This window comes from Alterotamlana spongicola, from assembly GCF_035818475.1.
Lineage (GTDB): Bacteria > Bacteroidota > Bacteroidia > Flavobacteriales > Flavobacteriaceae > Cognatitamlana.
On the sequence record NZ_JAYMGV010000001.1, the window covers coordinates 1,942,483 to 1,966,935 of the forward strand.

The 24,453-nt window shown below is 36.5% G+C and carries 14 protein-coding genes; 13 read left to right on the forward strand and 1 reads right to left on the reverse strand.

Annotated elements, in window-relative coordinates; translation table 11 throughout:
• Positions 1-9: 9 nt before the first annotated feature.
• The 13 genes from VOI54_RS08380 to VOI54_RS08440 all read left to right on the forward strand — a co-directional run bounded on the left by VOI54_RS08380 (position 10) and on the right by VOI54_RS08440 (position 23,819).
• A complete protein-coding gene (locus tag VOI54_RS08380; RefSeq protein WP_326282278.1) occupies positions 10-1,530 on the forward strand; it encodes a RagB/SusD family nutrient uptake outer membrane protein in 1,521 nt (506 codons plus the stop codon).
• Positions 1,531-1,863: 333 nt separating this feature from the next.
• Positions 1,864-3,405, forward strand: coding sequence for a sulfatase family protein (locus VOI54_RS08385; RefSeq protein ID WP_326282279.1), 1,542 nt, complete (start codon positions 1,864-1,866; stop codon positions 3,403-3,405).
• Positions 3,406-3,496: 91 nt separating this feature from the next.
• The gene (locus VOI54_RS08390) at positions 3,497-4,351 is read left to right on the forward strand and encodes a CE1 family esterase (RefSeq protein WP_326282280.1); all 855 of its coding nucleotides are present in this window, start codon (positions 3,497-3,499) and stop codon (positions 4,349-4,351) included.
• A 432-nt stretch (positions 4,352-4,783) separates the two neighbouring features.
• On the forward strand, positions 4,784-7,054 hold the full coding sequence (locus tag VOI54_RS08395; protein WP_326282282.1) for a LamG domain-containing protein: 2,271 nt from the start codon (positions 4,784-4,786) through the stop codon (positions 7,052-7,054).
• 95 nt (positions 7,055-7,149) lie between these two features.
• Complete coding sequence (locus tag VOI54_RS08400; protein WP_326282283.1) at positions 7,150-8,418, forward strand: Gfo/Idh/MocA family oxidoreductase; 1,269 nt, start codon at positions 7,150-7,152, stop codon at positions 8,416-8,418.
• A gap of 20 nt (positions 8,419-8,438) precedes the next feature.
• Positions 8,439-11,834, forward strand: a complete 3,396-nt coding sequence (locus VOI54_RS08405; protein WP_326282284.1) for a DUF1080 domain-containing protein — start codon at positions 8,439-8,441, stop codon at positions 11,832-11,834.
• A gap of 280 nt (positions 11,835-12,114) precedes the next feature.
• Complete coding sequence (locus VOI54_RS08410; protein WP_326282285.1) at positions 12,115-13,881, forward strand: class I mannose-6-phosphate isomerase; 1,767 nt, start codon at positions 12,115-12,117, stop codon at positions 13,879-13,881.
• 19 nt (positions 13,882-13,900) lie between these two features.
• Positions 13,901-17,128, forward strand: a complete 3,228-nt coding sequence (locus tag VOI54_RS08415; RefSeq protein ID WP_326282286.1) for a GH92 family glycosyl hydrolase — start codon at positions 13,901-13,903, stop codon at positions 17,126-17,128.
• A gap of 1 nt (position 17,129) precedes the next feature.
• Positions 17,130-19,526 (forward strand): GH92 family glycosyl hydrolase, encoded by a 2,397-nt coding sequence (locus VOI54_RS08420; RefSeq protein ID WP_326282287.1) that lies wholly within the window; start codon positions 17,130-17,132, stop codon positions 19,524-19,526.
• Positions 19,527-19,551: 25 nt separating this feature from the next.
• A complete protein-coding gene (locus VOI54_RS08425; RefSeq protein ID WP_326282288.1) occupies positions 19,552-20,838 on the forward strand; it encodes a GH36-type glycosyl hydrolase domain-containing protein in 1,287 nt (428 codons plus the stop codon).
• 56 nt (positions 20,839-20,894) lie between these two features.
• A complete protein-coding gene (locus tag VOI54_RS08430; RefSeq protein ID WP_326282290.1) occupies positions 20,895-21,632 on the forward strand; it encodes a GntR family transcriptional regulator in 738 nt (245 codons plus the stop codon).
• A gap of 86 nt (positions 21,633-21,718) precedes the next feature.
• Positions 21,719-22,645 carry an ROK family protein gene (locus VOI54_RS08435; protein ID WP_326282291.1) on the forward strand — a complete coding sequence of 309 codons (927 nt, stop codon included), beginning with the start codon at positions 21,719-21,721 and terminating at the stop codon, positions 22,643-22,645.
• 10 nt (positions 22,646-22,655) lie between these two features.
• The gene (locus VOI54_RS08440) at positions 22,656-23,819 is read left to right on the forward strand and encodes an MFS transporter (protein WP_326282292.1); all 1,164 of its coding nucleotides are present in this window, start codon (positions 22,656-22,658) and stop codon (positions 23,817-23,819) included.
• A 194-nt stretch (positions 23,820-24,013) separates the two neighbouring features.
• Here the strand turns inward: VOI54_RS08440 and VOI54_RS08445 are convergent, their stop codons facing one another.
• The gene (locus VOI54_RS08445) at positions 24,014-24,400 is read right to left on the reverse strand and encodes a DUF4345 domain-containing protein (protein WP_326282293.1); all 387 of its coding nucleotides are present in this window, start codon (positions 24,398-24,400) and stop codon (positions 24,014-24,016) included.
• Positions 24,401-24,453 lie beyond the last annotated feature (53 nt).

Consider the following 24,453-nt stretch of genomic DNA (forward strand, 5'->3'; position numbering starts at 1 on the left):
AAATATAACATGAAATTTATAAATAAACTCTTTTTGGTTATAGTGGCATTTGGATTGATATTTCAGTCTTGTGCCGATTTGGAAGAAGATTTAAGTAGTGTAATAACTATAGATAATCTCTCTTCAGAGAGAGATATTGTTACCGCACTAACGCCTATTTACAGACAATTGTTACAGGCACATAGAAACCCACATTTTTTAAGAACACCAACTTATGGCGCAGACGATATAACGACTTGGGAAGCTGGTAATAAAGCGCCTTTAAGAGTGTTTGACAGGTTTGACTATGGTAGCGGTGAAAATTCAGATATAAATTGGTTAAATCATGGTTGGGACAATTACTGGCGTACCATTTATTTTACAAACAGCCTTATTGAAGGTTTAAAAACGTCTACAGCTTCAACAGATGCCATAGTATTAGGAGATGCTGAAGCAAGATTTTTTAGAGCATTATGTTATTTTAATTTGGTAAGAACACATGGCAATATGCCAATTATAGCAGATGGTATAGAAATAACAGGAGGAGAAACCAGAGCAACTGTTTTAGAAAACTATCTTCAAATGGAAGCAGATTTATTAATTGCAGAAGCAAATTTACCTGCACCAGGAGCTACGGCCAACGTAGGTAGAGTATCGTCAGCTGCAGCAAAAGCGCTATTGGCAGATTTATACCTAACATGGGGAGGATGGCCAGTAAAGGACAATTCTAAATATCAAATGGCAGCAAATAAAGCTAAAGAGGTTATTGATATGGGGTATTTTACCCTATTACCTATTGATCAATTATGGCTATTGGAAAATCAAAATAGTACCGAATCTATTTTCGCAGTGCAATTTTCTAAAGATGAAGATCTTCGTTCTAATTATACAACAGCATTTAGTTTTCATGAGGCAAGAGGGTTTTCTGATGCTTTTCCAGAATTGCAATTTTTTAACGATTTTCCAGAAGGCCCTAGAAAAGATGCAACTTTTGCCACAGAGATACCACAGAGAGGAGTTTCAGGAGGTGTGATTTTTGTAAAAGATCCACCAACAAAACCTTGGCCAGATTCACAAAGGCAACATCCAATGTATCAAAAGTTTACAGCAGCAGCAGATTTAACTGTTGGGCCAAGAGTATTTGATTTTAGAGCTAGGGAATTGTATAGATATGCAGAGGTTTTATTAATATATGCTGAAGCACAAGCAAGAGTAGGTCAAACAGACAGCTCCATAGAAGCATTTAATCAGGTGAAGAGAAGAGCTGCTGGTTTAGATTATTTAACACCAAATGGTTCAGTTGATGTAGCATCAGCAAGTGTTGATGAAATCATAGCTGAAAAAGGCTGGGAGTTAGCTGGGGAATATAAGAGATGGTTTGATTTAGTGAGAACCGAAAAGGTTGAAGAAATTGCAGCTTTAAGAGATCCGTCTGAAAATGTATTGCCAGTACGAATGCCCACAAAGGCACAATATATAGCCCCAATACCATTTCAGGCCATATCAACAAGTAATTTAGAGCAAAACCCTGAAGGATTTAAAATACAATAGAGAGGTTTTGAGTATCTATAATAATTTTTAATCGTTGGTTCATTTAGTTTAGTTTAGTTTAGTTTAGTTTTTGGGGAGAAAAAGTGTTGTTTAAATTATAGTTCAAAAGAGAATAATAAAAAATAAATAACACTTTCTCTTTATTAAATGAATGTAAGGATGTAATAACTCTTTTTAAAAATTGATTCAATTCTAAAAACAACCTGAATAATTAAATTATAAAGGTGCAGTTTTTTAGGACTCAAAAGCTTAAAGAATATTTACTACTCATAAAAACATTTAATTATTAGTGGATAATTAAATGTAAGATTTGTGTTAATCACTTATAATAGTATGAACAAATTATTTTCAATATTACTTATACTAAGCATGTTTAGTTGTAAGTCAAAAGAACAAGATAATGGTGCGTTGCAGAGTGATGTTTCTAATACACCACCTAACGTTGTTATATTTTATGTAGATGATTTGGGGTATGCAGATTTAAGTAGCTATGGTGCTAGCGGCGTAAAAACTCCAAACGTAGATAGGCTGGCAAATAATGGTGTTAAATTTACTGATGCCCATAGCTCTGCAGCAACATGTACACCATCTCGTTATTCCTTACTTACTGGACAGTATGCTTTTAGAAATAAGGCCGTAATTTTACCAGGAGATGCGCCGTTGCTTATTAGACCAGAAACACCAACCCTTCCTAAAATGTTTAAAAAAGCAGGGTATAAAACCGCTGTAGTTGGTAAATGGCATTTAGGTTTAGGGAATGGAGATGTAAATTGGAATGGGCAAGTAAAACCAGGACCGCTGGAAATAGGCTTTGATTATAGCTTTTTATTACCTGCCACAGGAGATAGAACACCTACGGTGTATTTAGAAAACCATAATGTAGTCAATTTAAACCTTAACGATTCCCTTAAAGTGAGTTATGAAACTCCATTTTCCAATGAGCCCTTGGGAGTTACACATCCAGAGCTTTTAAGGCAAAAAGCAGACTTACAACATAGTCAGGCATTGGTAAATGGTATAAGTCGTATAGGATATCAAACAGGAGGTAAAGAGGCCATGTGGGTAGATGAAGAGTTTCCAGATGTATTTACTGGCAAAGCCATTGATTTTATGAGGAATAATAAAGATAATCCGTTTTTTTTATTCTTTTCTTTTCATGATATTCATGTCCCTCGGGTTCCAAATGAACGTTTCATAGGTAAATCTACCATGGGGCCTCGAGGAGATGCCATAGTTCAAATGGATTGGATGACAGGGCAAATTATCAAAGAACTTGAAAATTTAAGTCTTGATAAAAACACACTGGTAATTTTTACTAGTGATAATGGACCTGTGTTAGACGATGGTTATGCCGATTTGGCAGAAGAGAAACTTGGAGGTCATACACCTTCAGGACCTTTTAGAGGGGGTAAATATAGCGCCTATGAAGCAGGTACAAGAGTACCAATGATAACATACTGGCCAGAAAAAATACAGCCTGGGGAAAGTAGTGCATTAATTTCCCAAACAGATTATTATGCATCTTTAGCAAGTTTAATAAATGTAAGTTTACAGGAAGGAGAGGCGTTAGATAGTGAAAATGTTAAACAAGCTATTGTGGATGCCAAGGCACCTGCCAGAAACATTATGCTTGAAGAATCTTTTACACTATCTTTAAGAAAAGGAAATTGGAAGTATATAGCGCCACTTGGAGAAAAAGATACCCCCGAATGGTTGAGCAACAAAAAAATAGAGATGGGCTTATCCCCTGTCCCACAGTTGTATGATCTATCTAAAGATATTGGAGAACAAAGCAATATAGCAAGCTTAAATAAAGAAATAGTTGAAGCTTTACAAGCTAAAATAGATAGTATAGTTATATTAAATAGTGATTGACATAAGAATGTGATATGAGATTAGAGTTTCATATTTGAAAATAATAATATTCATTATGTTTAATAGATATAACACATTTAAAATAATTACAATGAAAAAGCTAGTATTTGTTGGATTGATAATTATTAATGGTTTATTTATATACTCTTGCAATCCCCCTATACGTTCTTCTAGTTTTATTCATAATAACATACAAAGGGAATATGTACTTTATAAACCATCTAATCTACCTAACAATGCTCCCTTAGTTTTAGTTTTACATAGCTATGGTCGCTATGCCATAAACCACATGGAAAGCTTGCAGTTAAATGAGGTAGCAGACACCAATATGTTTGCTGTTTACTATCCCCAAGGAACATTAGATGAAAATACCGGTAGCCCTTATTGGAATGCCAGATTACATGAGAGTAATTTTGATGATGTAGGGTTTCTCACAGAACTTGCAAAACACTTACAGACAAAGTACAATCTTGATCCTATAAAAACTTTTGTTTGCGGTATTTCTAACGGAGGCTTTATGAGCTACACATTAGCATGTGAATCACCTAAAACATTTAAAGCAATTGCTTCTGTTACAGGAACAATGTCCGGATATACATGGAATCACAGAAATTCAACTTCACTGCCGGTTCCAGTTTTACAAATATCTGGAATAGATGACCAAATAGTCCCCATTGACGGTAGTATGTCTACTGAATATGGTTGGGGTGGTGCTCCACATATGGACACGGTAATGAATTACTGGAAGGACTTTAATCAATGCAAAACAATAGATACTTTATTTATCCTTCCCAATGTATATGGATACCACTTTAAAAATGGAATTAATGAGAATCAGGTTTGGTATTATAAAATAGCTGATTTTGGACATGATCTACCGTCAATAAGGAATTCAGGGCTGAACACAGCCGAACTCATATGGGATTTTTTTAAAACCATTGAATGAATATAAGCTCCATAACTTTCAAAATTATCTTCAAGAATAGTATTATGGTTATGGAGATTACTTGGTTTTATAACTATTGTTTGGATGGACCAAGTCGTAACCAATTATAATATCTACTTTTACTTATTTCTAATGTTTTGCACATCTTCTCAACCGGAAATTTAAACTTATGGTGTTTTATGAACCTAAATTTTTACCATTGCTCTCAGAAAAGGTGCTGATCGTCTTTTTTAAAATTATAGATTGTAAATTAAAAAATGACGTGCCCATTGATTTTGAAAAGGAGTATAAAGGAAAACGTTCAATAATTACAAACCAAATTATTAAATTTACCAATTTGGAACACGACTTAGTTGTTGTGCAATTGAAGTTTTCATCCGGCTTTAGATATTTTTTGACTTGAATAAAAATTCTCTTCGATACTGTTTTTTAATGTTTTTTGCTTGCATTACACTATGTCATGCACAAGTTGAGCATTCCGAATTAAACAAGCCGTATATCGTACTGAATCCGGAGGAGTTATCGATGCCCGAAATAGATTCAATACTTAAGGGGAACCAAAACCTGGCAATTACTGTTTCCAAAAAAAATACAATACCTAAGGATTTCCTGAAACGGTATAAAGCATACAAGGATAGTTTGGTTGTCATTTCTGAAAGCGAAATTCTTTCCGATTTACCCAATGACTTGTTTCTTATCCATAAAAAGCCAGACGATATGGAAGTGATTAGTATCACTAAAACCAAATTACAGGATAGTATGCGGTTTAGGTTTTATGAACCTGATAAACTTAAGATTGTAAAAATTGAAGATGATATAGCCTTGACGGACTCGCTTTTCTTTTCAATTTGGAAACAATCCGGCAGGCTTCCGGATTTTTTTGAAGCTAACAGGTCGTCCCTGAAAAAATTGGATAGTCTTGTTAACTGTATATTCAAGCTAAGATACGTTTATGGTGTTGTAGAAACAGAAGATGGGCAACTCATTGACGGGGTTAGGTTTAAAGATTATAATGATGCCGTTGTTAATGGCCATTTCAGTTTCCCGGTGTTACAAGGCGAGGGTTTTCCCGCTTTAATACCTTATAAAGCCGGATATCATTTCTCACCGGATATTATTAATTCCACCCCTGAGAATTATAAGAACAGTAAAACCTTTACTGCCTTTCCTTTAGATATTACTTATGAACTATCAGATCATTTTGTTTTTGATCCGGATTTTGAAAATAAGATGAAGGAAAATGATAAGGAGCTTTTAATACATAATGTAGATATCATTGAAGATAAAATTCATGGTAAGGTAGGGTATTTTAATAATAGAAGTTATATTGATACCGGCGTGGAAAGTAAAAAAACCTTTCGAGAGAATTTTACAATTGCGGCCTGGGTCAAACCTACAGCTTTAGGGTTTAATAATAGCATTTTAGGAAAGGGAAACAATTTTGTGGTCAAGCTGCGTAATGGGTTTTTAACTTTTACTATGGCTGGAGTAAAAGACTATATCTCAGAAGTATCGGTGGTTCCTTTAAATAAATGGACGCATATAGCATTAACCCATTCTAAAATAGATAATAAGTTATTCTTCTACATTAATGGAGAAATGACCGAAGAAGTTCCTTTAGTTTCAGAATATGAGGCTTCTGATTTTAATGTTCTTATTGGAAGCAATTTGTGGGAAGAATTTTTTAAGGGGTATCTGGCAGATATTAAAATTTGGGAACGTGAGCTAAACGGCAACGAAGTACTGACACTTTTTGAAAACAGGGCGTTACAAAATGTAGGTGATATGACGAATTTGATCGTTGTTATTTTTACGGTTTTCTTAATTGTTGGCCTACTTTTACTGAGGCGTCATTTGCTGAAAAAGAAAAAAATATTATCAGGTAGCAGAGAGCGATATAAAACCCCTAAAGTATTCACTGATGGGCTTTCGGATAATGATGGCTTAGAACGTGTTTTATGTTTTGGGAAACTCAGGATCTTCAATAGTAATAATGAAGATCTTGCTGAAAAATTATCACCATTGCTGAAGAAAATATTCGTGATTGTCTTTTTGTATAGTTATCAGGGGAGACAAAAAGGGATTTCCACAAAACAGCTTACGGAGTTTTTATGGCCGGGAATGAGTGTTCAAAAGGCAAAGAATACCAGAGGAACCAATATTAATAACCTGAGGGCGGTGCTGAATTCCTGTTCAGAGATAAATTTGGTATTTAAAGATAAATCCTGGTGTATTGAATTGAATGATGATTGCTTTTGTGATTACCTGACCATTCAACACTATTTAAGCATTTTTTCAAATAGTAGTTATACCATAAAGGCGTTGGAGCAGGAGCTTCCGGGGTTCCTTCAAATCTTAAAAGGCGGACGACTGTTTTCAAATTCTAGTGAACCTTGGCTGGATCCATTTATCGAAAAGTTCAGTAATCAAATCATTGAACTATGCATAGAATTTACTGAAATCTTAGATGTGGATAAGCATAGTGAATTACTGCTTGATGTAACCGAAGTGATTTCTATATACGATGATCTCAACGAAAAAGCACATCAAATAAAACTATTAGCTTTAATCAAACAAGGTAAATTAAGCCTGGCATATAAGGCCCATGATAACTTTGAAAAGCTTTATTATAAAATTTATAAGGAAACCTATCCAACCTCTTTTGAAGCCATAACTTCTGATCAGAAGTTAGAAAAAAACTAAAATATTTTTTTCGTTACCCCATTCATTACCCCTCATTTTACACAGCCTCCTGTTTCTTTGTTTCTCAAATTACAAATAAAAAGGCATAAATATTTATGGGACAATCAGAATCAAATCGTAGAGATTTTATGAAAAAAACACTGGCCGTTGCAGCAGGGATTACTATTATTCCAAGGCATGTTATGGGCGGTACAAATTTTATTGCGCCCAGCGACCAATTAACTAAAGCTGTTATTGGTGTTGGTGGTATGGGGCAGGGGCATTTAGGTTATGAAGGGACAAAGCTATTAGCCGTTTGTGATGCCGATGGCCATCATTTAGCAAATACCCTTAAAAAAGTAGGGAATGATGTTAAAGGCTACCGGGATTTCCGTGAGGTACTACAAAGGCCCGATATTGATATTGTACATATTGCAACGCCACCCCATTGGCATGGTATTATGTCTGTAATGGCAGCCGAAGCCGGTAAAGATGTATGGTGCGAAAAACCAATGACCAGAACCATAGGAGAAGGAAAACGTGTTGTAGAAGCTATGAAGCAACATGGGAATATGTTCAGGCTAAACACTTGGTTCAGGTTTAAAGATAACTTTTATGGGATGGGTACACCTGTAAGAAAACTTAAAAAAGTAGTGGATAGCGGTGCTTTAGGCTGGCCATTAAAAGTTACTATAAGTGGCGTTACGGGGTTTAATTGGAAGTTCTACTGGGTAGGAAAAGAAAATTTAAAGCCTCAACCTATTCCGGATCATTTTGACTATAACATGTGGTTAGGGCCGGCACCGGAAAAACCATATAATAGTCATAGAACACATGCTACCTTTAGAGGTTACTGGGATTATGATGGAGGCGGATTAGGTGATATGGGACAGCACTATATTGATCCTGTACAGTATTTCCTTGGAAAGGATAATGACAGCCCGGTTAAAGTTGAAGTTGACGCACCACAACAACATTATGATGCTATAGGAACCTGGAGAAAGATTACCTATACCTATGCCGATGGTTGTCAAATTGTATTAGATGGTGAGAATGCCGATAAAAATGCAGCTTATATAGAAGGCCCGGATGGTAAAATATTCAATGGTTTTAAATCTACAATTCCAAATATTGAAGGGATCATTAACAGTATTCCTGATCCGGAAGAACAGATCACTACCTTCTCAGAATCCGTTAAAACACGTCAGAAATTTGCACTTAACGAAGAAAATGGCCATCGATCGGCTACCGTAGTTAATATGGGAATCATTGCACTTCGTTTGGGTAGAACTTTAGAGTTTGACCCGGTTAAACAAGAATTTATAAATGATGAAGAAGCTAACCGATTGATTAACCAACCAATGAGAACCTCATGGGCACACTAAAAGCAAACTTTAATTTTAACATGAAAAAAGCAATCATAATATTAGGAACAGTACTCTTTATATGCTGCATGCCTTTATCTATCTATAGCCAAATGAACAGAACCTTAGAAACTAAGGTTGCGGATATTTTGGCCCAATTCCCTACTAAAGACCTAAAACATTCCGACAAATTAATGAAGGAGATTATGACTTTAGATACAGAGGGTATTCTTCAATTTACAGATATGCTTGTTCCGTTAGGAAGCGGAGACGATACCAATGCCAGATATGCAATTCAAAGTTTGGCGATCTATGCGGGTGGATTAAACAACAAGATTGGAAGTAATGTCGCAGAACAAGCTTTATTACAGGCTATTGAGAAAGCAGGCCACCAAGAAGTAAAAACTTTTTTAATAGACCGATTGGTATTCTGCGGAAGCAATAACAGCATCAAATTACTTAATGATTATTTAAAAGGTGAATTATTCGAACCGGCATTATCAGCCTTAACGGCTATTGGAACTCCTGAAGCGAGTAAAGTTATTTTTGAAGCAGCAAAAATTTCAAATGGCGATAAGCAAATTGCTTTAATTGATGCTTTGGGCGTATTGAAATATAAACCCGCAGCAGGTTTTATTCAAGGGGTGGTATCTTCCGGTTCAAAAGACATCCAACCCTATGCTTTAACGGCCTTATCTGAAATTGCTTCAACAAGTTCAAAAGACGTTCTTATCAGTGCAGCAAAACAATCTTATTTTAAATTGGATGATTCAAAAGCAATCATTGCTTTGATTCAGTATGCAACACGTTTAAATGAGCATGGGAATTCTGCATTGAGTGCTGAAGTTGCTGAGTTAATTCTAAAACATGCTACTTCAGAAGATCAGTTACATTTTAGATCGGCAGCTATTCATTTGCTTAGTGATATAAAAGGTGCTGCTTTTATTAAAACCTTGCTAAAAGAAGCAAAGAACCCTAATGAAAAGTATAGTGCATCAGTTATTGATGTGGCTTCAAAAGACCTCACTTCAGTAGAAGTCAACAAATGGGTAAAGGCCTATAAAAAATATCCGGATACAACAAAACCATTCGTTATCAGAATGCTAAGCGGAAGGACCGAAGCAGTGGTATTTGACAAATGTATTTTACCGGCTTTAGAAGATCGTAATGAATTCGTAAGAGTATCTGGGATTAAAGCCTTGTCATCTCAGGAAAAAGACAAAGCATTACCGGTTTTACTTCAGTTATTCAATAAAAACTTATCATCATCAGAATATAAGGCGCTTGAAGAAACACTGTTGAGAGTGGTTAGTACTGAAGATTCGGAGTTACTGGCTAATAGACTGGAACAAGTTGACGATGCCGGGAAGAAAGTTCTTGTCAATGTATTATCAAAAAGAAACGCAACAGATCAATTTAAAGTGATCTCCGGGTTGTTGAATACCTCTAATGAAGAATTAAAGTCGGTAGTATATACTGCATTACCTTCGGTGTCAAGTACGGAAGATTTACCAGAATTAATAACCGTGCTTTCAGCTGAAAATAATACCGACAATATTGAAAATATTCAAAAAGCCATTGTTAATGTACTTGACGCTAAAGATGAAACCGGAGCAAATACCATTTATAGGTCGTATAAGGCGTTTTCAGATACCTCTAAATTAACCCCGATTTTAGCAGCTTTAAGTACTGATAAAGCCCTGGATTTGGTTTCAGAGCAGTTGCAATCAGGGGATGCTAATAGCAAGCAAAACGCGCTAAAAGCCTTAGCTAACTGGAAGCAAAACTATGCTATTCCTTTATTGTTTGAAACCGTGATTAAAACCCAAGACAGTGGTCTAAAACAACAAGCTTTTACCTATTATCTTAATAAAGCAATTACATCGGATTATCCGGATGATCAAAAGTTATTATTGGTCAAGAAGTTATTACCTTATAGCCCGGGTATTCAGGAAAAGAAACAAATCATTAGTGCCGCTTCAAAAGTAAAAACCTTTTTGTCCCTGGTGTTTGTTTCAGAATTTTTGGATAATCCAGGTTTACTGGCTTCAGCATCTAATGCAGCAATAAGGATTGCTTTACCAACCCCTGGAAAAAAGAATGGCTTAAGTGGTGATGTGGTTAGAGATATTGTGTCCAGAAGTGTGAATAACTTAACCGGACAAGATAGTCAGTATATAAAGATTGATGTTAAAGAGTTTTTAGAAAACATGCCTTCGGAAAAAGGATTTGTTTCTATTTTCAATGGAAAAGACCTGAGTGGCTGGGAAGGCCTGGTTGAAAACCCGATAGCACGGGCAAAAATGTCTAAAAGAGAGCTGGCAAAAGCACAGGCTAAAGCCAACGAGCAGATGTTAAAGGATTGGTTTGTGAAGGATGGTATTATTGGTTTTAAAGGAGAAGGATATAATAATATCTGTACCATCAAAGACTATGGTGATTTTGAAATGTTGGTCGATTGGAAAATTACCAATGGAGGAGATAGTGGAATTTATTTAAGAGGAACCCCACAAGTGCAGATCTGGGATATAGCCAGAACTAATGTTGGTGCCCAAGTAGGAAGTGGCGGATTATATAATAATCAAAAGCATGAACGTATTCCTCTGGAAGTAGCTGATAACCCTATTAACGAGTGGAATACCTTCAGGATAAAAATGGTTGGTGAGCGTGTGACCGTATATTTAAACGGTGTATTAGTTACCGATAATGTAATCCTTGAAAATTACTGGGACCGAAAGCTACCGATTTTCACTAAAGAAGCTATTGAATTACAAGCACATGGTGAAGACTTAGGCTTTAGAAACATATATGTTCGTGAGATCGAATCCGGAGACATACTGTTAAGTGAAGAAGAAAAGAAAGCCGGCTTTAAATCGCTTTTTAATGGAAAAGACCTGGACCACTGGATTGGTAATAAAACCGATTATGTAGTTGAAAACAACGAGATTTTTGTCAATCCGAAACAAGGGGGGCACGGCAATTTATATACTGCTGAAGAGTACTCCGATTTTATATTCAGGTTTGAGTTTAAACTCACTCCGGGAGCCAATAACGGTTTAGGGATTCACACACCACTAGAAGGAGATGCAGCCTATGTGGGGAAAGAATTGCAAATTCTGGATAATACGGCAGCAATTTATAAAAACCTAAAACCTTACCAGTACCATGGCTCGGTTTATGGAGTGATCGCTGCAAAACGCGGGTTTTTAAAGCCTGTAGGCGAATGGAATATCCAAGAGGTTATTGTTAAAGGTGATGATATTAAAATCACATTGAACGGTAACGTAATTGTTGACGATAATATGGCAGAAGCATCAAAAAATGGAACTGCCGATAAAACCGATCATCCCGGATTAAAACGTAAAAAAGGTCATATTGGTTTCCTCGGTCATGGCTCGGAATTGTGGTTTCGCAATATTAGGGTTAAGGCGTTATAGAGAATCAAAAATTAAATATTGGTAAATAGGTGAAAACACACAGATAGTCAACATGATTATCTGTGTGTTTTGTTTTATGTAAAGAAGAACAGACTTTTTATAAAAATATTAACTATAAAACACATCAAAAGTAATATCTCAATTTTATGCTGAGGTAGCATATTTTAGGTGTTTAACAATAAAATGTAAACTCATGAGAAGGCGTATAGTACGTTAAATTTAAGTTATATGTTTAAACATATGAACATGTTTTGTATATTTGCATCATAGCATTAGAAATATGAAGAGAAAGACAAGTCAGTATTTAATACCTGTTAAGAAAGGCAAGGGCAATAGCAGTGGATATGATATTAACCCGGTACATAAAGTTTCCGGAGGTAAAATAAATACCGGTTATGAGTCCCTGGTAGATAATTTAGTAAATGAACAGGTGATTATCCTTGATGGATATATTGGAGTTGACTGGCAGGAAGTAGTAGATTCACTGGTTACTATTTTTAAAAGAAAGGGACGTTGTACATATGTCTATGATATTAAAGATGCCCAGAAATCTGAAGAAGAGATCAATACATTGGTTTCTCCTTTTTTAGGAGGTGATGATCCTATTTTTGGTCATAAAACAAGTTTAATACTAAAAGATTATTTTGATCAGGAAAAACTGGATGCAATTGATTTAGGCCATAAAAAAGATTTACAGATAATATACGGTACAGGTGCCAGCCTTTCAAACATCAAAGGCTGTTTGGTGTATTTTGATTTACCAAAAAATGAATTACAGTTTAGGATGCGTGCAGACGCAATCACCAACCTGGGGCTACGTTCTACTAAAGCCCACAAACAAATGTACAAGCATTTTTATTTTGTGGATTGGGTGGTGTTAAACAAAGAAAAGAAAAGGCTATTGCCGCAGATTGATATTATTGTAGATCAGCAGCGCCCCGAAATACCTACATGGACCAAAGGAGAGGCTTTAAGAGCAAGTCTGTCAAAGCTGTCCAGGGGTTATTTTAGAGTAAGGCCTTGGTTTGAACCCGGTGTTTGGGGCGGACAATGGATAAAAGAGCACATTGAAGGGCTGAATCAGGAGGTGCCTAACTATGCCTGGTCCTTTGAAATGATTGTTCCGGAAAATGGATTGGTTTTTGGAGATGACAACGGATTGCTGGAGGTCTCTTTTGATATGTTGATGTTTCAGGATAACGAGCATGTGTTAGGGAAAGCAGCTAAACGATTTCAGGATGAGTTTCCTATTCGTTTTGATTTTCTGGATACTTTTGATGGTGGAAACCTTTCAGTACAGTGTCACCCGAAACCAGATTATATTAAAAAAGAGTTTGGTGAGAACTTTACCCAGGACGAAACCTATTATATTTTGGACGCCGGGGAAGATGCCGACGTGTATTTAGGGTTTCAGGAGGATATTGACCCTGAGGCTTTCAAAAAAGCACTGGAACACAGTTATAAAACAAAGGAAGAACTAGACGTAGAGCAGTACGTACAAAAACTGCCGGCTAAAAAGCACGATCTGTTTCTTATTCCCCACGGAACAGTTCACTGTTCCGGAATAAACAACCTTGTGTTAGAGATTAGTGCAACCCCATATATTTTTACATTTAAGATGTACGATTGGCAGCGTATGGATATGGATGGAAATCCAAGGCCTTTAAATATAAACCGGGCCTATGATAACTTAAATTTTAGTAGAAAGGGGCAAGTTGTACAAGAGACACTAATATCTAAGCCTTATGTGGAATCGTCCGGAGAAAACTGGAAAAAAATACACTTACCAACACATGTAGATCATTTCTATGATATTTACAGATACGAATTTGATGATGAGGTTATTATAGAAACTCTGGGGCAGTGTCATGTATTAATGCTAGTTGAGGGAACGGCCGTTGAACTGGATTTGGTAAATGACTCCCAAACCTTCTATTATGCAGAGACCTTTGCCGTATCGGCAGCAGCAAACAGTTATAAATTGATCAATAAAAGCAGGAAAACAGCTAAAGTAATTGTATCGTTTGTAAAGGATGAAGCCTGTTGAAACAAAATAGAATAAAAAAATGAAGATCAAATTATTAGCTTTAAGTGTAATACTGTTTGTAAGCTGTACCGTAGAAAACGGGACAGTGTGGCAAATAGGAATACCGGACAATAGTGGTGCTGAGTTTGCTTTGGCAAACGGTGAGTATAGCAAATTCCTGGAAAAGGATTTTGGTTGGGAGGACCGCTTTTATATGGTTGGATATTCTACGGAAAAGAAAGATTTTCCATTTGTATTGCCCGGAGCAATAGATTATTGGGGAGGGACTTCAGGGTTAGCAGGGATACGTCCCCATGAGATCAATATTTTATTTGGTATTAAGAATAAACCAAAAAGGGGCGATTGGAAATTAGTTATAGATATACTGGACTGCAGTCCGGAAGCACCGCCTCATTTTAAAATTACAGTCAATGGCAAACCCTGGAAGTACAGATTGGAAAAGGGAAGTAATGCTGAAGCTTTAAAAGGAGAAACTGCTAATACCAAAGCACAAAAGATAGAAATTTCATTAGATGCCGGCCTGATAAAGAATGGAGGGAACAGTGTGCAGTTCACTACATTGGAGGGTAGTTGGATGGTGTTTGATCATGTTAGGTTAGAAGGCCCTGAAAAAGTAATCTTGGTACAGCCGGAAAAGGCATTTGTCAGAAATGTAAAAGCCGCCGGTTATGAGTTGCAAGTGGATGGGAAATCGGTACAACCGTTATTGCTGGACGTTCAGCACCTTCAGGATGTATCAAAGTTAAATGTCATTTTGGATGATGAAACTATTTTTGAGCAAACTGTTGAACATGGCCGGAACATCTATGAAGTACCCATGGATGCGGTAAACAAGTCTACTAAAAGTAATTACTCTGTTGTATTAGATGGAAATATTGTTGAAGAAGGTAAGATAGAGAGAACCCCTAAAAAGCAAAATAGGTTGGTTGACTATGTGGATACCAAAATAGGAACGGGACATTCCAGGTGGATGATCGCTCCAGGACCGTGGATGCCATTTAGCATGGTTAAGATTAGCCCGGATAATCAAAATGGAGGTTGGCAGGCAGGGTATCAGCCAACTTTTGAAAGCGTGGGGACATTTAGTCATATCCATGAGTGGACAATGGCAGGGTTAGGGACATTCCCTACTAATGGACCATTGGTTACAGAAATAGGTGACCAGGGAGAACCGGATTCAGGATATCGTTCGCGAGTGGATAAAACAACAGAGGAAGCACCCCTGGGTTACTATTCGGTTTTTCTGAGTGATTATAAAATAAAGGCTGAGCTAACAGCAACAACACGTGCTAGTTTTCAGCGCTATACTTACCCCAAAAATATACCGGATTCCAGAATATTGGTCGATTTGCAAATTCCTTCAGAATACGCATACAACATTAAAGAAGCCTATTTTAAAAAGGTCAGTGATTACAAGATCGTAGGATATAGTAAGCAAATATCACCATCGGTTTGGGGAGAACAGTACTATAGGAGTAAAATGGTTGAAGATGGTGATAAAACCAGGGAGTGGGATATCATAGCACAAGAATATACGGTTCATTTTGCAATGGAGTTTGATCAACCCATTAAAACCTTTGGCACATGGGTAAATGGCAGTGAAGAAGATAAAGAAGATGCGGTTATCAGGTATGATGCCGAACTTACAGTTACGGATCCGGAAGACATTGTAGCCTTTATTGAATTTGATACATCCGGGAATCAGGTTGTTCAAACAAGAACCGGAATATCGTATGTCAGCATAGAAAATGCTGCATTGAATTTGGAAGAAGAAATAACCAAACCTTTTGGCTGGAGCTTTGAAAAAGTTCGTGAAAATCAGGAAAACACATGGAACAGTTTATTTGAAAGAGTACAGGTTACCTCAAACAATAGCTTAGAAAAAAACAGATTCTATTCTAATATGTACCGTGCTTTAGTGAGTAGGAATATATTTAGCGACGTAGACGGTAGCTGGATGGATGCCACCGATAAAGTTCAAAAACTTAATGACCCTAATGATGTGGCTTTAGGCTGTGATGCTTTTTGGAATACCTTTTGGAATTTGAACCAGTTTTGGAATTTAGTAACCCCGGAATGGTCATCAAAATGGGTGAAATCTCAACTAGCTATGTACGATGCCAATGGGTGGTTGGCCAAAGGCCCGGCAGGAATGAAATATATTCCGGTTATGGTGGCTGAACATGAAATTCCACTTATTGTGGGCGCTTATCAAATGGGAATTCGAGATTATGATGCCGAAAAAGCTTTTGAGGCTGTCTATAAAATGCAAACTACCAAAGGAGAACAGGTAGGTAAGGGGTATGCAGGAAACAGAGATTTGGAAACTTATTTGAAGCACAAGTACGTACCATACAATAAGGGGCGTTTTTCCAATACTTTGGAATATTCCTTTGATGATTTTACAGTATCACAATTTGCTAAATCTTTAGGAAAAAGAAAAGAATTTAATGAATTTATAGATAGAGGGTACTGGTGGAAACATGCTATTGATCCGGAAATAGGATTTGCCAGATTAAAACATTCAAATGGCAAGTGGTACGAGGATTTTGATCCCATAGAAACGGGAGGTAACCATCAATATGTAGAAGGGAACGCATGGCAGCTTACCTTTTTTGTGCCACAGGATATTCCGGCATTGGTAGAGATAATAGGAGAGGATGAATTTGTAAAGCGTCTGGATGATGGATTCAGGGTTAGTAGTAATTGGCGCTACAATGCCCCTAATGAGAAGTATTGGGATTTCCCTGTAATTCAGGGTAATCAACAATCTATGCACTTTTCATTTATGTTCAATTGGGTGAAAAAGCCATGGTTAACTCAGAAATGGAACAGAGATATTTTATCCAGATTTTACGGTTATGGTATATCCAATGCATATTTGGGAGATGAAGATCAGGGGCAAATGAGTGCCTGGTTTATGATGTCGGCTTTAGGGTTATTTCAAACAGATGGAGGGACGAGATCCGAACCTATATATGAGATTGGAAGCCCCTTATTTGAAAGAATAGAAATAGATTTAGGAAACCAATACAATAGGGGGCGTAAATTTATAATTGAAGCAAAAAATAGTTCTTTCAATAATAAATATATACAAAGTGCCACACTGAATGGAAAAGAATTAAAGAACTTTTGGTTTCCTGCCAGTGAATTGCTAAAAGGCGGTAAGTTGGAATTAGTGATGGGACCTGAACCAAATAAACAATGGGGAGTAAATGAGATGCCTCCCAGCCCAAATACATATTAAGATGAAGTTCTGTAAGTTAATAATCGGTGTTTTTTTGTTTAGCCAGCTTGTGGCATGTAAGCAACAAGAACCCCTTAATGAGAAACCACTGGTTGATCTGACACCATATGTTAATCCGCAAATAGGTTCTGTCCATGGGCGTTGGTTCTTTTACACACCGGCAGCACGACCTTTTGGAATGGCTAAGCTAGCACCACATACCAATGGCTATAACAGTGCCGGAGGCTGGGGGCCTACTGGTTATGATGACAGGCATACGTCCATTGAAGGTTTTGGTCATTTTCATGAATTTCAAATAGGAGGCTTAGTATTTATGCCTACCGTTGGAGCGTTAAAAACTGTTCCGGGAACTTTGGAAAACCCTGATGCAGGATATCGTTCACGTTTCGATAAGGCTACTGAACATGCCGAAACAGGATATTATAGTGTACTTTTAAAAGATTATAATATTAATGCCGAATTGACGGCTACAGAGCGTGTAGGGTACCAGCGTTTTACATATCCAAAAACCAAAGAAGCTCATGTTATTATTGATCTTGGACACAAACAAGGCGAAAGCGGGGATGTTACCAATGCCTTTGGTGAAATTGTTAACAATACAGAGGTAGAAGGCTACATAGAGACCTATCCGGAATATGTCAAGTTCTGCGATCCGGGAAAAAGAGTGAAAATGTATTTTGTTGCTAAGTTTAATAAAAAACCAATAGGGACAGGGAATTTTATAGATACTATTCAAAAGCAAGGTGCAATTAAAACACAAGGGGTCAATAATGGACTGTATCTTACTTTTGATATGGAACAAGACGAAATACTGGAAATCCAAACAGGGTTAAGTTATACTTCTATTGAAAATGCGCGATTAAATCTGGAAACAGAATCAAAAGGAGAAACTTTTGAGGAGGTAAGACAAGAATCTAAAAAAATCTGGAATGAAAAATTGAACAACATCGTAGTAGAGGGCGGCCAGGAAAAGGATAAGATTAAATTTTATACCGGATTATATCATGCGCTATTAGGGCGAGGCCTTGCCAACGATGTTAACGGAAGTTATTCTAAAGCAGATAATAGTATAGGGCAAATACCGATGGATGAAAATAATGCCCCACTTTATAATCATTATAATACCGATGGCATTTGGGGCGGATTTTGGAATTTAAGTCAGCTTTGGGCTATGGCCTATCCCGATTATTTTAGTGACTATGTTCAGTCTAATATAGATTATTATAAAGACAGAGGTTGGTTGCATGACGGTGGAGCTAATGGCGTATATACAAATGGGGTGCAGACCAATTTTCAAGGCCTTTTACTGGCTTCAGCATACAATGTTGGGATTCGCGATTTTGATGTTAAAACAGGGTATGAAGCGGCCATTAAGAATGAGTTGGAATATCGTGGTCGTGATCTTGGAAATGGTAAATATGACCTGGCTTATTTTGTAAAGGAGCATTACGTACCTTATAAAGATACAATTATATCCAATGGCTGGGTGTTTAATTTTGGAGCCTCCCATACCTTAGAATATAGTTTCAGTTCATATGGTGTAGCGCAGATGGCCAAGAATATGAACGATACGTTTAATTACAGGAAACTAATGGAGCAGGCGGGATACTATAAAAATTTATTTGATCCTGAGACAAAATTTATACGGCCTAAGTTAGAAGATGGTACGTTTATAAAAGATTTTGATCCCATGAGAGGGTGGGATGGATTTCAGGAAGGAAATGCCTATCAATATACCTGGTATGTACCTCATGATGTAACAGGGTTAATAGATTTAATAGGTAAGGATCTTTTTAATCAACGTCTAGAAGAGATGTTTAACAATGCACAGAAAAGCATGTTTGGAGGCGGATCTGAAGAAATACATAGTTTTTCCGGTGTGGAAAAGTTATATAACCATGGAAATCAACCTTGTTTACACGATGCCTGGTTATTTAATTATTCAGGTAAACCCTGGTTAACTCAAAAATGGGTGCGTACCATTTGTAATGAGTTTTATGGAACAGAGCCTTTGCATGGGTATGGTGTGGGACAGGATGAAGATCAGGGGCAATTAGGAGCCTGGTATGTTATAGCATCTATGGGATTGTTTGATGTTCAGGGGCATAGTGCATCAAGTCCAACATTTCAGTTTGGGAGCCCGCTTTTTGATAAAATAACAATCAAGTTGGATGAAGCCTATTATACGGGAAAGGCATTGGTTATTGAAACGATTAATCAGTCACCGGATAATCATTATATTCAAACAGCTTTGTGGAATGGAAAACCTATAAATAATAATTGGATGTTGCATGGCGATCTTATGAAAGGTGGAACCTTAAGTTTTACTTTGGGGAATGAACCTAATACAGATTGGGGCATTGAGACTGTGCCGCCATCAATGTCTAATACAAAATAAGAATAATAATAAAAACAATTTAATTATGAAACAGTTATTGCTTACAGGAATAGCTTGCATTTTAGTAGCTTGCTCAGGGCATAAAGCAGATAAGGAATTGGCTAAAAACATATTAGCCAATCCGGGATTTAAAGAAGTCAAGGCAAGAGCCCTTGAAGTTGTCAAAACAGGTTTTAATGCCGGTGATGGCTATGGTGAAGTTTGGATCAGGGATTATAATACATTCATTGAATTGTCGGCTGAGGTTTTTGATAAAGAAACCCTTAAAGAAAATTTACTGGTCTTTTTTCGGTTACAGGGAGACGATGGAAATATTATAGATGGATTTATTCCAAAGGAAAAGGCTGTACAGACCGAAGGAGGTTATCAATACATTTATTCTGATTTGGAGCCTAATTATTGTGGGCATAAAAATACGGTAGAAACTGACCATGAGACATCTTTGGTACAGACCACATATAAGTATATTAGGAAGACAGGAGATACCGATTTTTTAAAGAATCAAGTAGGTGATGCTACAGTAGCCGAACGTATGGAACAGGCCATGGAATTTTTAATGAATCACAGATGGTCGGAAAAATACGGTTTGATATATGGAGCAACTACTGCAGATTGGGGCGATGTACAGCATACGCATCCCTGGGGAGTTTATGTTACTGATGATTCGGTGTATTGTGTAGATATTTATGATAATGCCATGCTACTGATAGCTTTAGATAATATGATGGAGCTTATTCCGTCTACAAGGACAAAATGGCAAACCATTCGTGATAACGTTGCAAAAAACACCATGAAGGTGCTATGGGACGAAGCGAATCAAAAATTTATTCCTCATGTATATTTGGAAAAATCGCCTTACCCCGAAGATTTTAATGAAAATGAGATTTACTATCACGGAGGAACTGCGATTGCTATTGAGGCAGGCTTGCTAAATAAAGACCAGATTAAAATATCCTTGGATAAAATGATAGCCAATGTAAAGGCTTCAGGAGCGGGTTCTATTGGACTTACCATGTATCCGCCATATCCGGATTGGGCTTTTGAGAACAAAGGCATGTATCCCTACGGATATCAAAACGGAGGTGATTGGACCTGGTTTGGGGGGCGTATGATCCAGCAATTGATTAACAATGGTTTTATACAGGAAGCTTATGAGCAAATGCAGCCTATGACAGACCGCGTTATTAAAAATGATGGCTTTTTTGAGTGGTATACAGTAGATAATAAACCTGAAGGTTCAGGTACTTTTAGAGGCTCGGCAGGAGTTTTATATACTGCCATAGAACAGTTTCATGATTGGGCAAACCAATAAATTAAAATGTTATATATTTTGACCTCATTAAAATATTAAAAAACTGAACGCCAATAATGAATTTTAAATTAAATCAAAATAGTCCAGTACCTCTCCATGCACAAATAGAAGAGTATTTAAGAACGCTAATTAAAAGCGAGGATTATATTAAAGGAGATAAGTTTTTGCCAAAAGAGGTGGCCTTGTCCAAAAAGCTTGGAGTATCCAGAAACACTATAAGACAAGCCATTAACAAATTGGTACATGAAGGACTTATTGAGCGTAAAAAAGGTATTGGAACTAAGGTTATTGCTAAAAAAATAACAACACGTCTGGATAACTGGATTAGCTTTACCAAAGAAATGCGAAATCAGGGTATTGAAGTTGTAAATTATTTAGTGAATGTTACTTTGGTACAAGCCGAAAAAGAAGTTTATGAGGCCTTAGGTGTTCCGGAAACTAAGAAAGTATGGAAATTAGAAAAAATAAGAGGCTCTAAGGAAGCAAAATATTTGTATTCAGTGTCTTATTTCCATCCTAGAATTGGAATTAGCGGAGATGAAAATTTCATGGTTCCATTGTATGAATTATTAGAAAGAGAACACGACGTTATTGTTTCCACATCTAAAGAGAAATTAAAAGCAGTACAGGCCGGTACTAACATAGCGGAGCTGTTAGAAGTTAAAGAAGAAACCGCTATTTTAAAAAGAGAGCGTTTGGTTTTGGATGTTGGAGATAGGCCGGTAGAATATAATACGGTATATTATCATACCGATTATTTTACTTACGATATAGATATTAAAAGAGAGTTTTAAGTGTAAAAACTATTGAAGCTGATTAAAACTGTTTTCAATTAAATTGTATATACATTTAAACATTATTAAAATTTTAAAAATAAAACATGAAAAGCAAAGTAGCCATTGGGGTTGATATAGGTGGTAGTCATATAACGAGTGCTGCTGTAGATATTAGTACACTTGAGATCATTCCAGAAACAACATATTCAGTTAAAGTCAATAATAAAGCAGCCAAAGAAGCTATTCTTTTAAACTGGAGCGAAGCCATTAATAAAACCTTAGAACATGTTTCCAAGGAAGCAGATGTTAACATTGGATTTGCCATACCAGGCCCTTTTCACTATAAAACCGGTTTAGCCAAGTTTGAGGGGAATGATAAATATGAAAACTTGTATAATGCCTCTATACCGGACGAGTTGACAAAATATATTGATGCTGCTTCTGTAAACATGCGATTTATTAATGATGCCACAGCCTTTGGAGTAGGGGTCTCCGCCATGGGGAAAGCTAAAAGTTACAGTAAAACAGTAGTGGTTACTTTAGGAACCGGTTTTGGTTCGGCATTTATAAAGGATGGCGTTCCATTGGTTAATTCGGAAGATGTTCCGGAAGGAGGTTGCTTATGGGATAAACCCTTTAAAGATGGTATTGCCGACGATTATTTTTCAACACGTTGGTGTATTAAACGCTATTTTGAAGTGTCTTCAAAACAAGTTCATGGCGTTAAAGAAATTGCAGAGGCTAATGATGCTTATTCAAAACAAGTTTTTACAGAATTTGGCTCTAACATGGCTGAATTTATGATTCCTTTTCTTCAAAAATTTAAGCAGGAGATTATAGTATTAGGAGGGAATGTATCCCTGGCCCACGAATTCTTTTTACCTACTTTAAAGCAAAAAATTAATGAAGCAGGATTGCTTGTTGATTTTGAAATTTCCACGCTTATGGAAGATGCAGCCATTATAGGCAGTGCAAAATTATTTGTTTCTGATTTTTGGGAGCATGTTAAAAATGACCTGCCTAACCTTTAAACCATAAAAAATGACTTTAAAAAAGATATCACTGAGTAAAGTACTACCTGTATTTCTCACCTTTATAGTTATGGGATTTGTTGATATTGTTGGTGTTTCAACAGGTTATGTACAAAAGGATTTTGAACTTTCAGATACTTTGGCACAATTCATCCCTTCAATGGTCTTTATTTGGTTTTTTGTGTTTTCAATACCGGTTGGATTATTACAGGACAAAATAGGCAAAAAGAAGATGATGAACATAGGAATTACAGTAACCTTATTAGGTATGCTGTTGCCCTTTTTACATTATTCCTTTATTATGGTATTAATCGCATTTGTATGTATAGGTATAGGAAATACCATTGTACAAGTAGCTGCAAACCCGTTACTACAGGAAGTAATACCTAAAGAAAAATTATCAAGTTTTTTGAGCCTCTCACAATTCATAAAAGCAATCACTTCTTTATTAGGCCCTATTATTGCAACCTATATGGCATTGCACTACGGTGACTGGCGATTGGTATTTGTTGTTTATAGTGTAGTTTCCGTCATTTCTTTGTTGTGGTTATATACCACAAAAATAGAAGAGGTTATTAAGTCTGATACACCGGCAACGTTTGCTTCGTGTATTGGCTTACTTAAGAATAAGTTCATCATTGCTGTAGTAATAGCTATCTTCCTGATTGTGGGTGCTGATGTAGGGATGAATTCCAATATCCAAAGCTTTTTAATGAAATTGCATGGCATGTCCCTGGAAAGTGCCTCCTATGGTATAAGTGTATATTTTACGGCTCTAATGATCAGTCGTTTTCTGGGAGCTATCTTATTACAGTTTTTTAAACCGGTACTTTTTTTAATGAGCACCACAGTTTTAGCTATAGCAGGGACTTTATTGATTTTAATATCGCCTAATGAGTTTTTAGCACTGGGAGGAATTTTTATAGTAGGTTTAGGAGCAGGAAACTTATTTCCATTGGTCTTTTCTATTGCCATTAACAAAATGCCATCCAGGGCTAATGAAATATCCGGGCTGTTAATTATGGCCGTTGTTGGAGGAGCCGTGATACCACCAATTATGGGAATAGTAACTTCGGTTACCGGAGTTATAGGCAGTATTTTAGTCTTGATTTTATGCTTTGCCTATATGTTAATATTACCCTTGGTCAAAAATAGACAGTCTGATACGTTATGAATCCATGTGAGATAACTTAAAAAAGAACTGTGTTATTTATAGTTTCTAAATAGGATGTGTAGTTAGCTATATAATCTGACAGTAAATCCGAAATTTAAAAAATCTTTAGAGTCCATAATTATATTAAAAACTCAGAAAACTCTATTATTTGAATGGATAGAGAACCTTTTTACAACACCAACGTTCTTTTGAGTTTACTCCCAAATATTTATCAAACAAAAAACATTTGTTGCACCCAAAACAAGTTCAAATAAAATTCCCTGAGTAATTTGTTTGCTTGGTTTACCATCAGTTTTTAAACTGATTAATCTGCCAATAGCAAAACCTATAAATAGGAGTGAGGCAACAAAATGGGACGTAAAGCTTAGCTTTCCTATAAATATTCCGAGCAAAATAATAACTCCAGAACAAAGCATGACTGCACTAACACCTCTCATTTCATTTAATAAGCTGGCATCATTTTCCAGTTTGATTCCAGAACTCTTTAAATAGGTTTTAATTGGGTTGCTCAATCGCATCACACCTACAAAAACGAGCATTAGGCCTGATAACGATAAGATTACGATTCTGATAATTTCCATTTTTATTTGCTTTTAATTAATATCTATGCAAATGTAAAATGGTACTGTGACAA

What these genes read in the sequence shown, in the direction of transcription:
- VOI54_RS08445 (WP_326282293.1), bottom strand. Translation starts at nt 24,400, where the DNA reads ATGGAAATTATCAGAATCGTAATCTTATCGTTATCAGGCCTAATGCTC.
- VOI54_RS08435 (WP_326282291.1), top strand. Translation starts at nt 21,719, where the DNA reads ATGAAAAGCAAAGTAGCCATTGGGGTTGATATAGGTGGTAGTCATATA.
- VOI54_RS08425 (WP_326282288.1), top strand. Translation starts at nt 19,552, where the DNA reads ATGAAACAGTTATTGCTTACAGGAATAGCTTGCATTTTAGTAGCTTGC.
- VOI54_RS08390 (WP_326282280.1), top strand. Translation starts at nt 3,497, where the DNA reads ATGAAAAAGCTAGTATTTGTTGGATTGATAATTATTAATGGTTTATTT.
- VOI54_RS08420 (WP_326282287.1), top strand. Translation starts at nt 17,130, where the DNA reads ATGAAGTTCTGTAAGTTAATAATCGGTGTTTTTTTGTTTAGCCAGCTT.
- VOI54_RS08410 (WP_326282285.1), top strand. Translation starts at nt 12,115, where the DNA reads ATGAAGAGAAAGACAAGTCAGTATTTAATACCTGTTAAGAAAGGCAAG.
- VOI54_RS08400 (WP_326282283.1), top strand. Translation starts at nt 7,150, where the DNA reads ATGGGACAATCAGAATCAAATCGTAGAGATTTTATGAAAAAAACACTG.
- VOI54_RS08380 (WP_326282278.1), top strand. Translation starts at nt 10, where the DNA reads ATGAAATTTATAAATAAACTCTTTTTGGTTATAGTGGCATTTGGATTG.
- VOI54_RS08385 (WP_326282279.1), top strand. Translation starts at nt 1,864, where the DNA reads ATGAACAAATTATTTTCAATATTACTTATACTAAGCATGTTTAGTTGT.
- VOI54_RS08405 (WP_326282284.1), top strand. Translation starts at nt 8,439, where the DNA reads ATGAAAAAAGCAATCATAATATTAGGAACAGTACTCTTTATATGCTGC.
- VOI54_RS08415 (WP_326282286.1), top strand. Translation starts at nt 13,901, where the DNA reads ATGAAGATCAAATTATTAGCTTTAAGTGTAATACTGTTTGTAAGCTGT.
- VOI54_RS08440 (WP_326282292.1), top strand. Translation starts at nt 22,656, where the DNA reads ATGACTTTAAAAAAGATATCACTGAGTAAAGTACTACCTGTATTTCTC.
- VOI54_RS08395 (WP_326282282.1), top strand. Translation starts at nt 4,784, where the DNA reads ATGTTTTTTGCTTGCATTACACTATGTCATGCACAAGTTGAGCATTCC.
- VOI54_RS08430 (WP_326282290.1), top strand. Translation starts at nt 20,895, where the DNA reads ATGAATTTTAAATTAAATCAAAATAGTCCAGTACCTCTCCATGCACAA.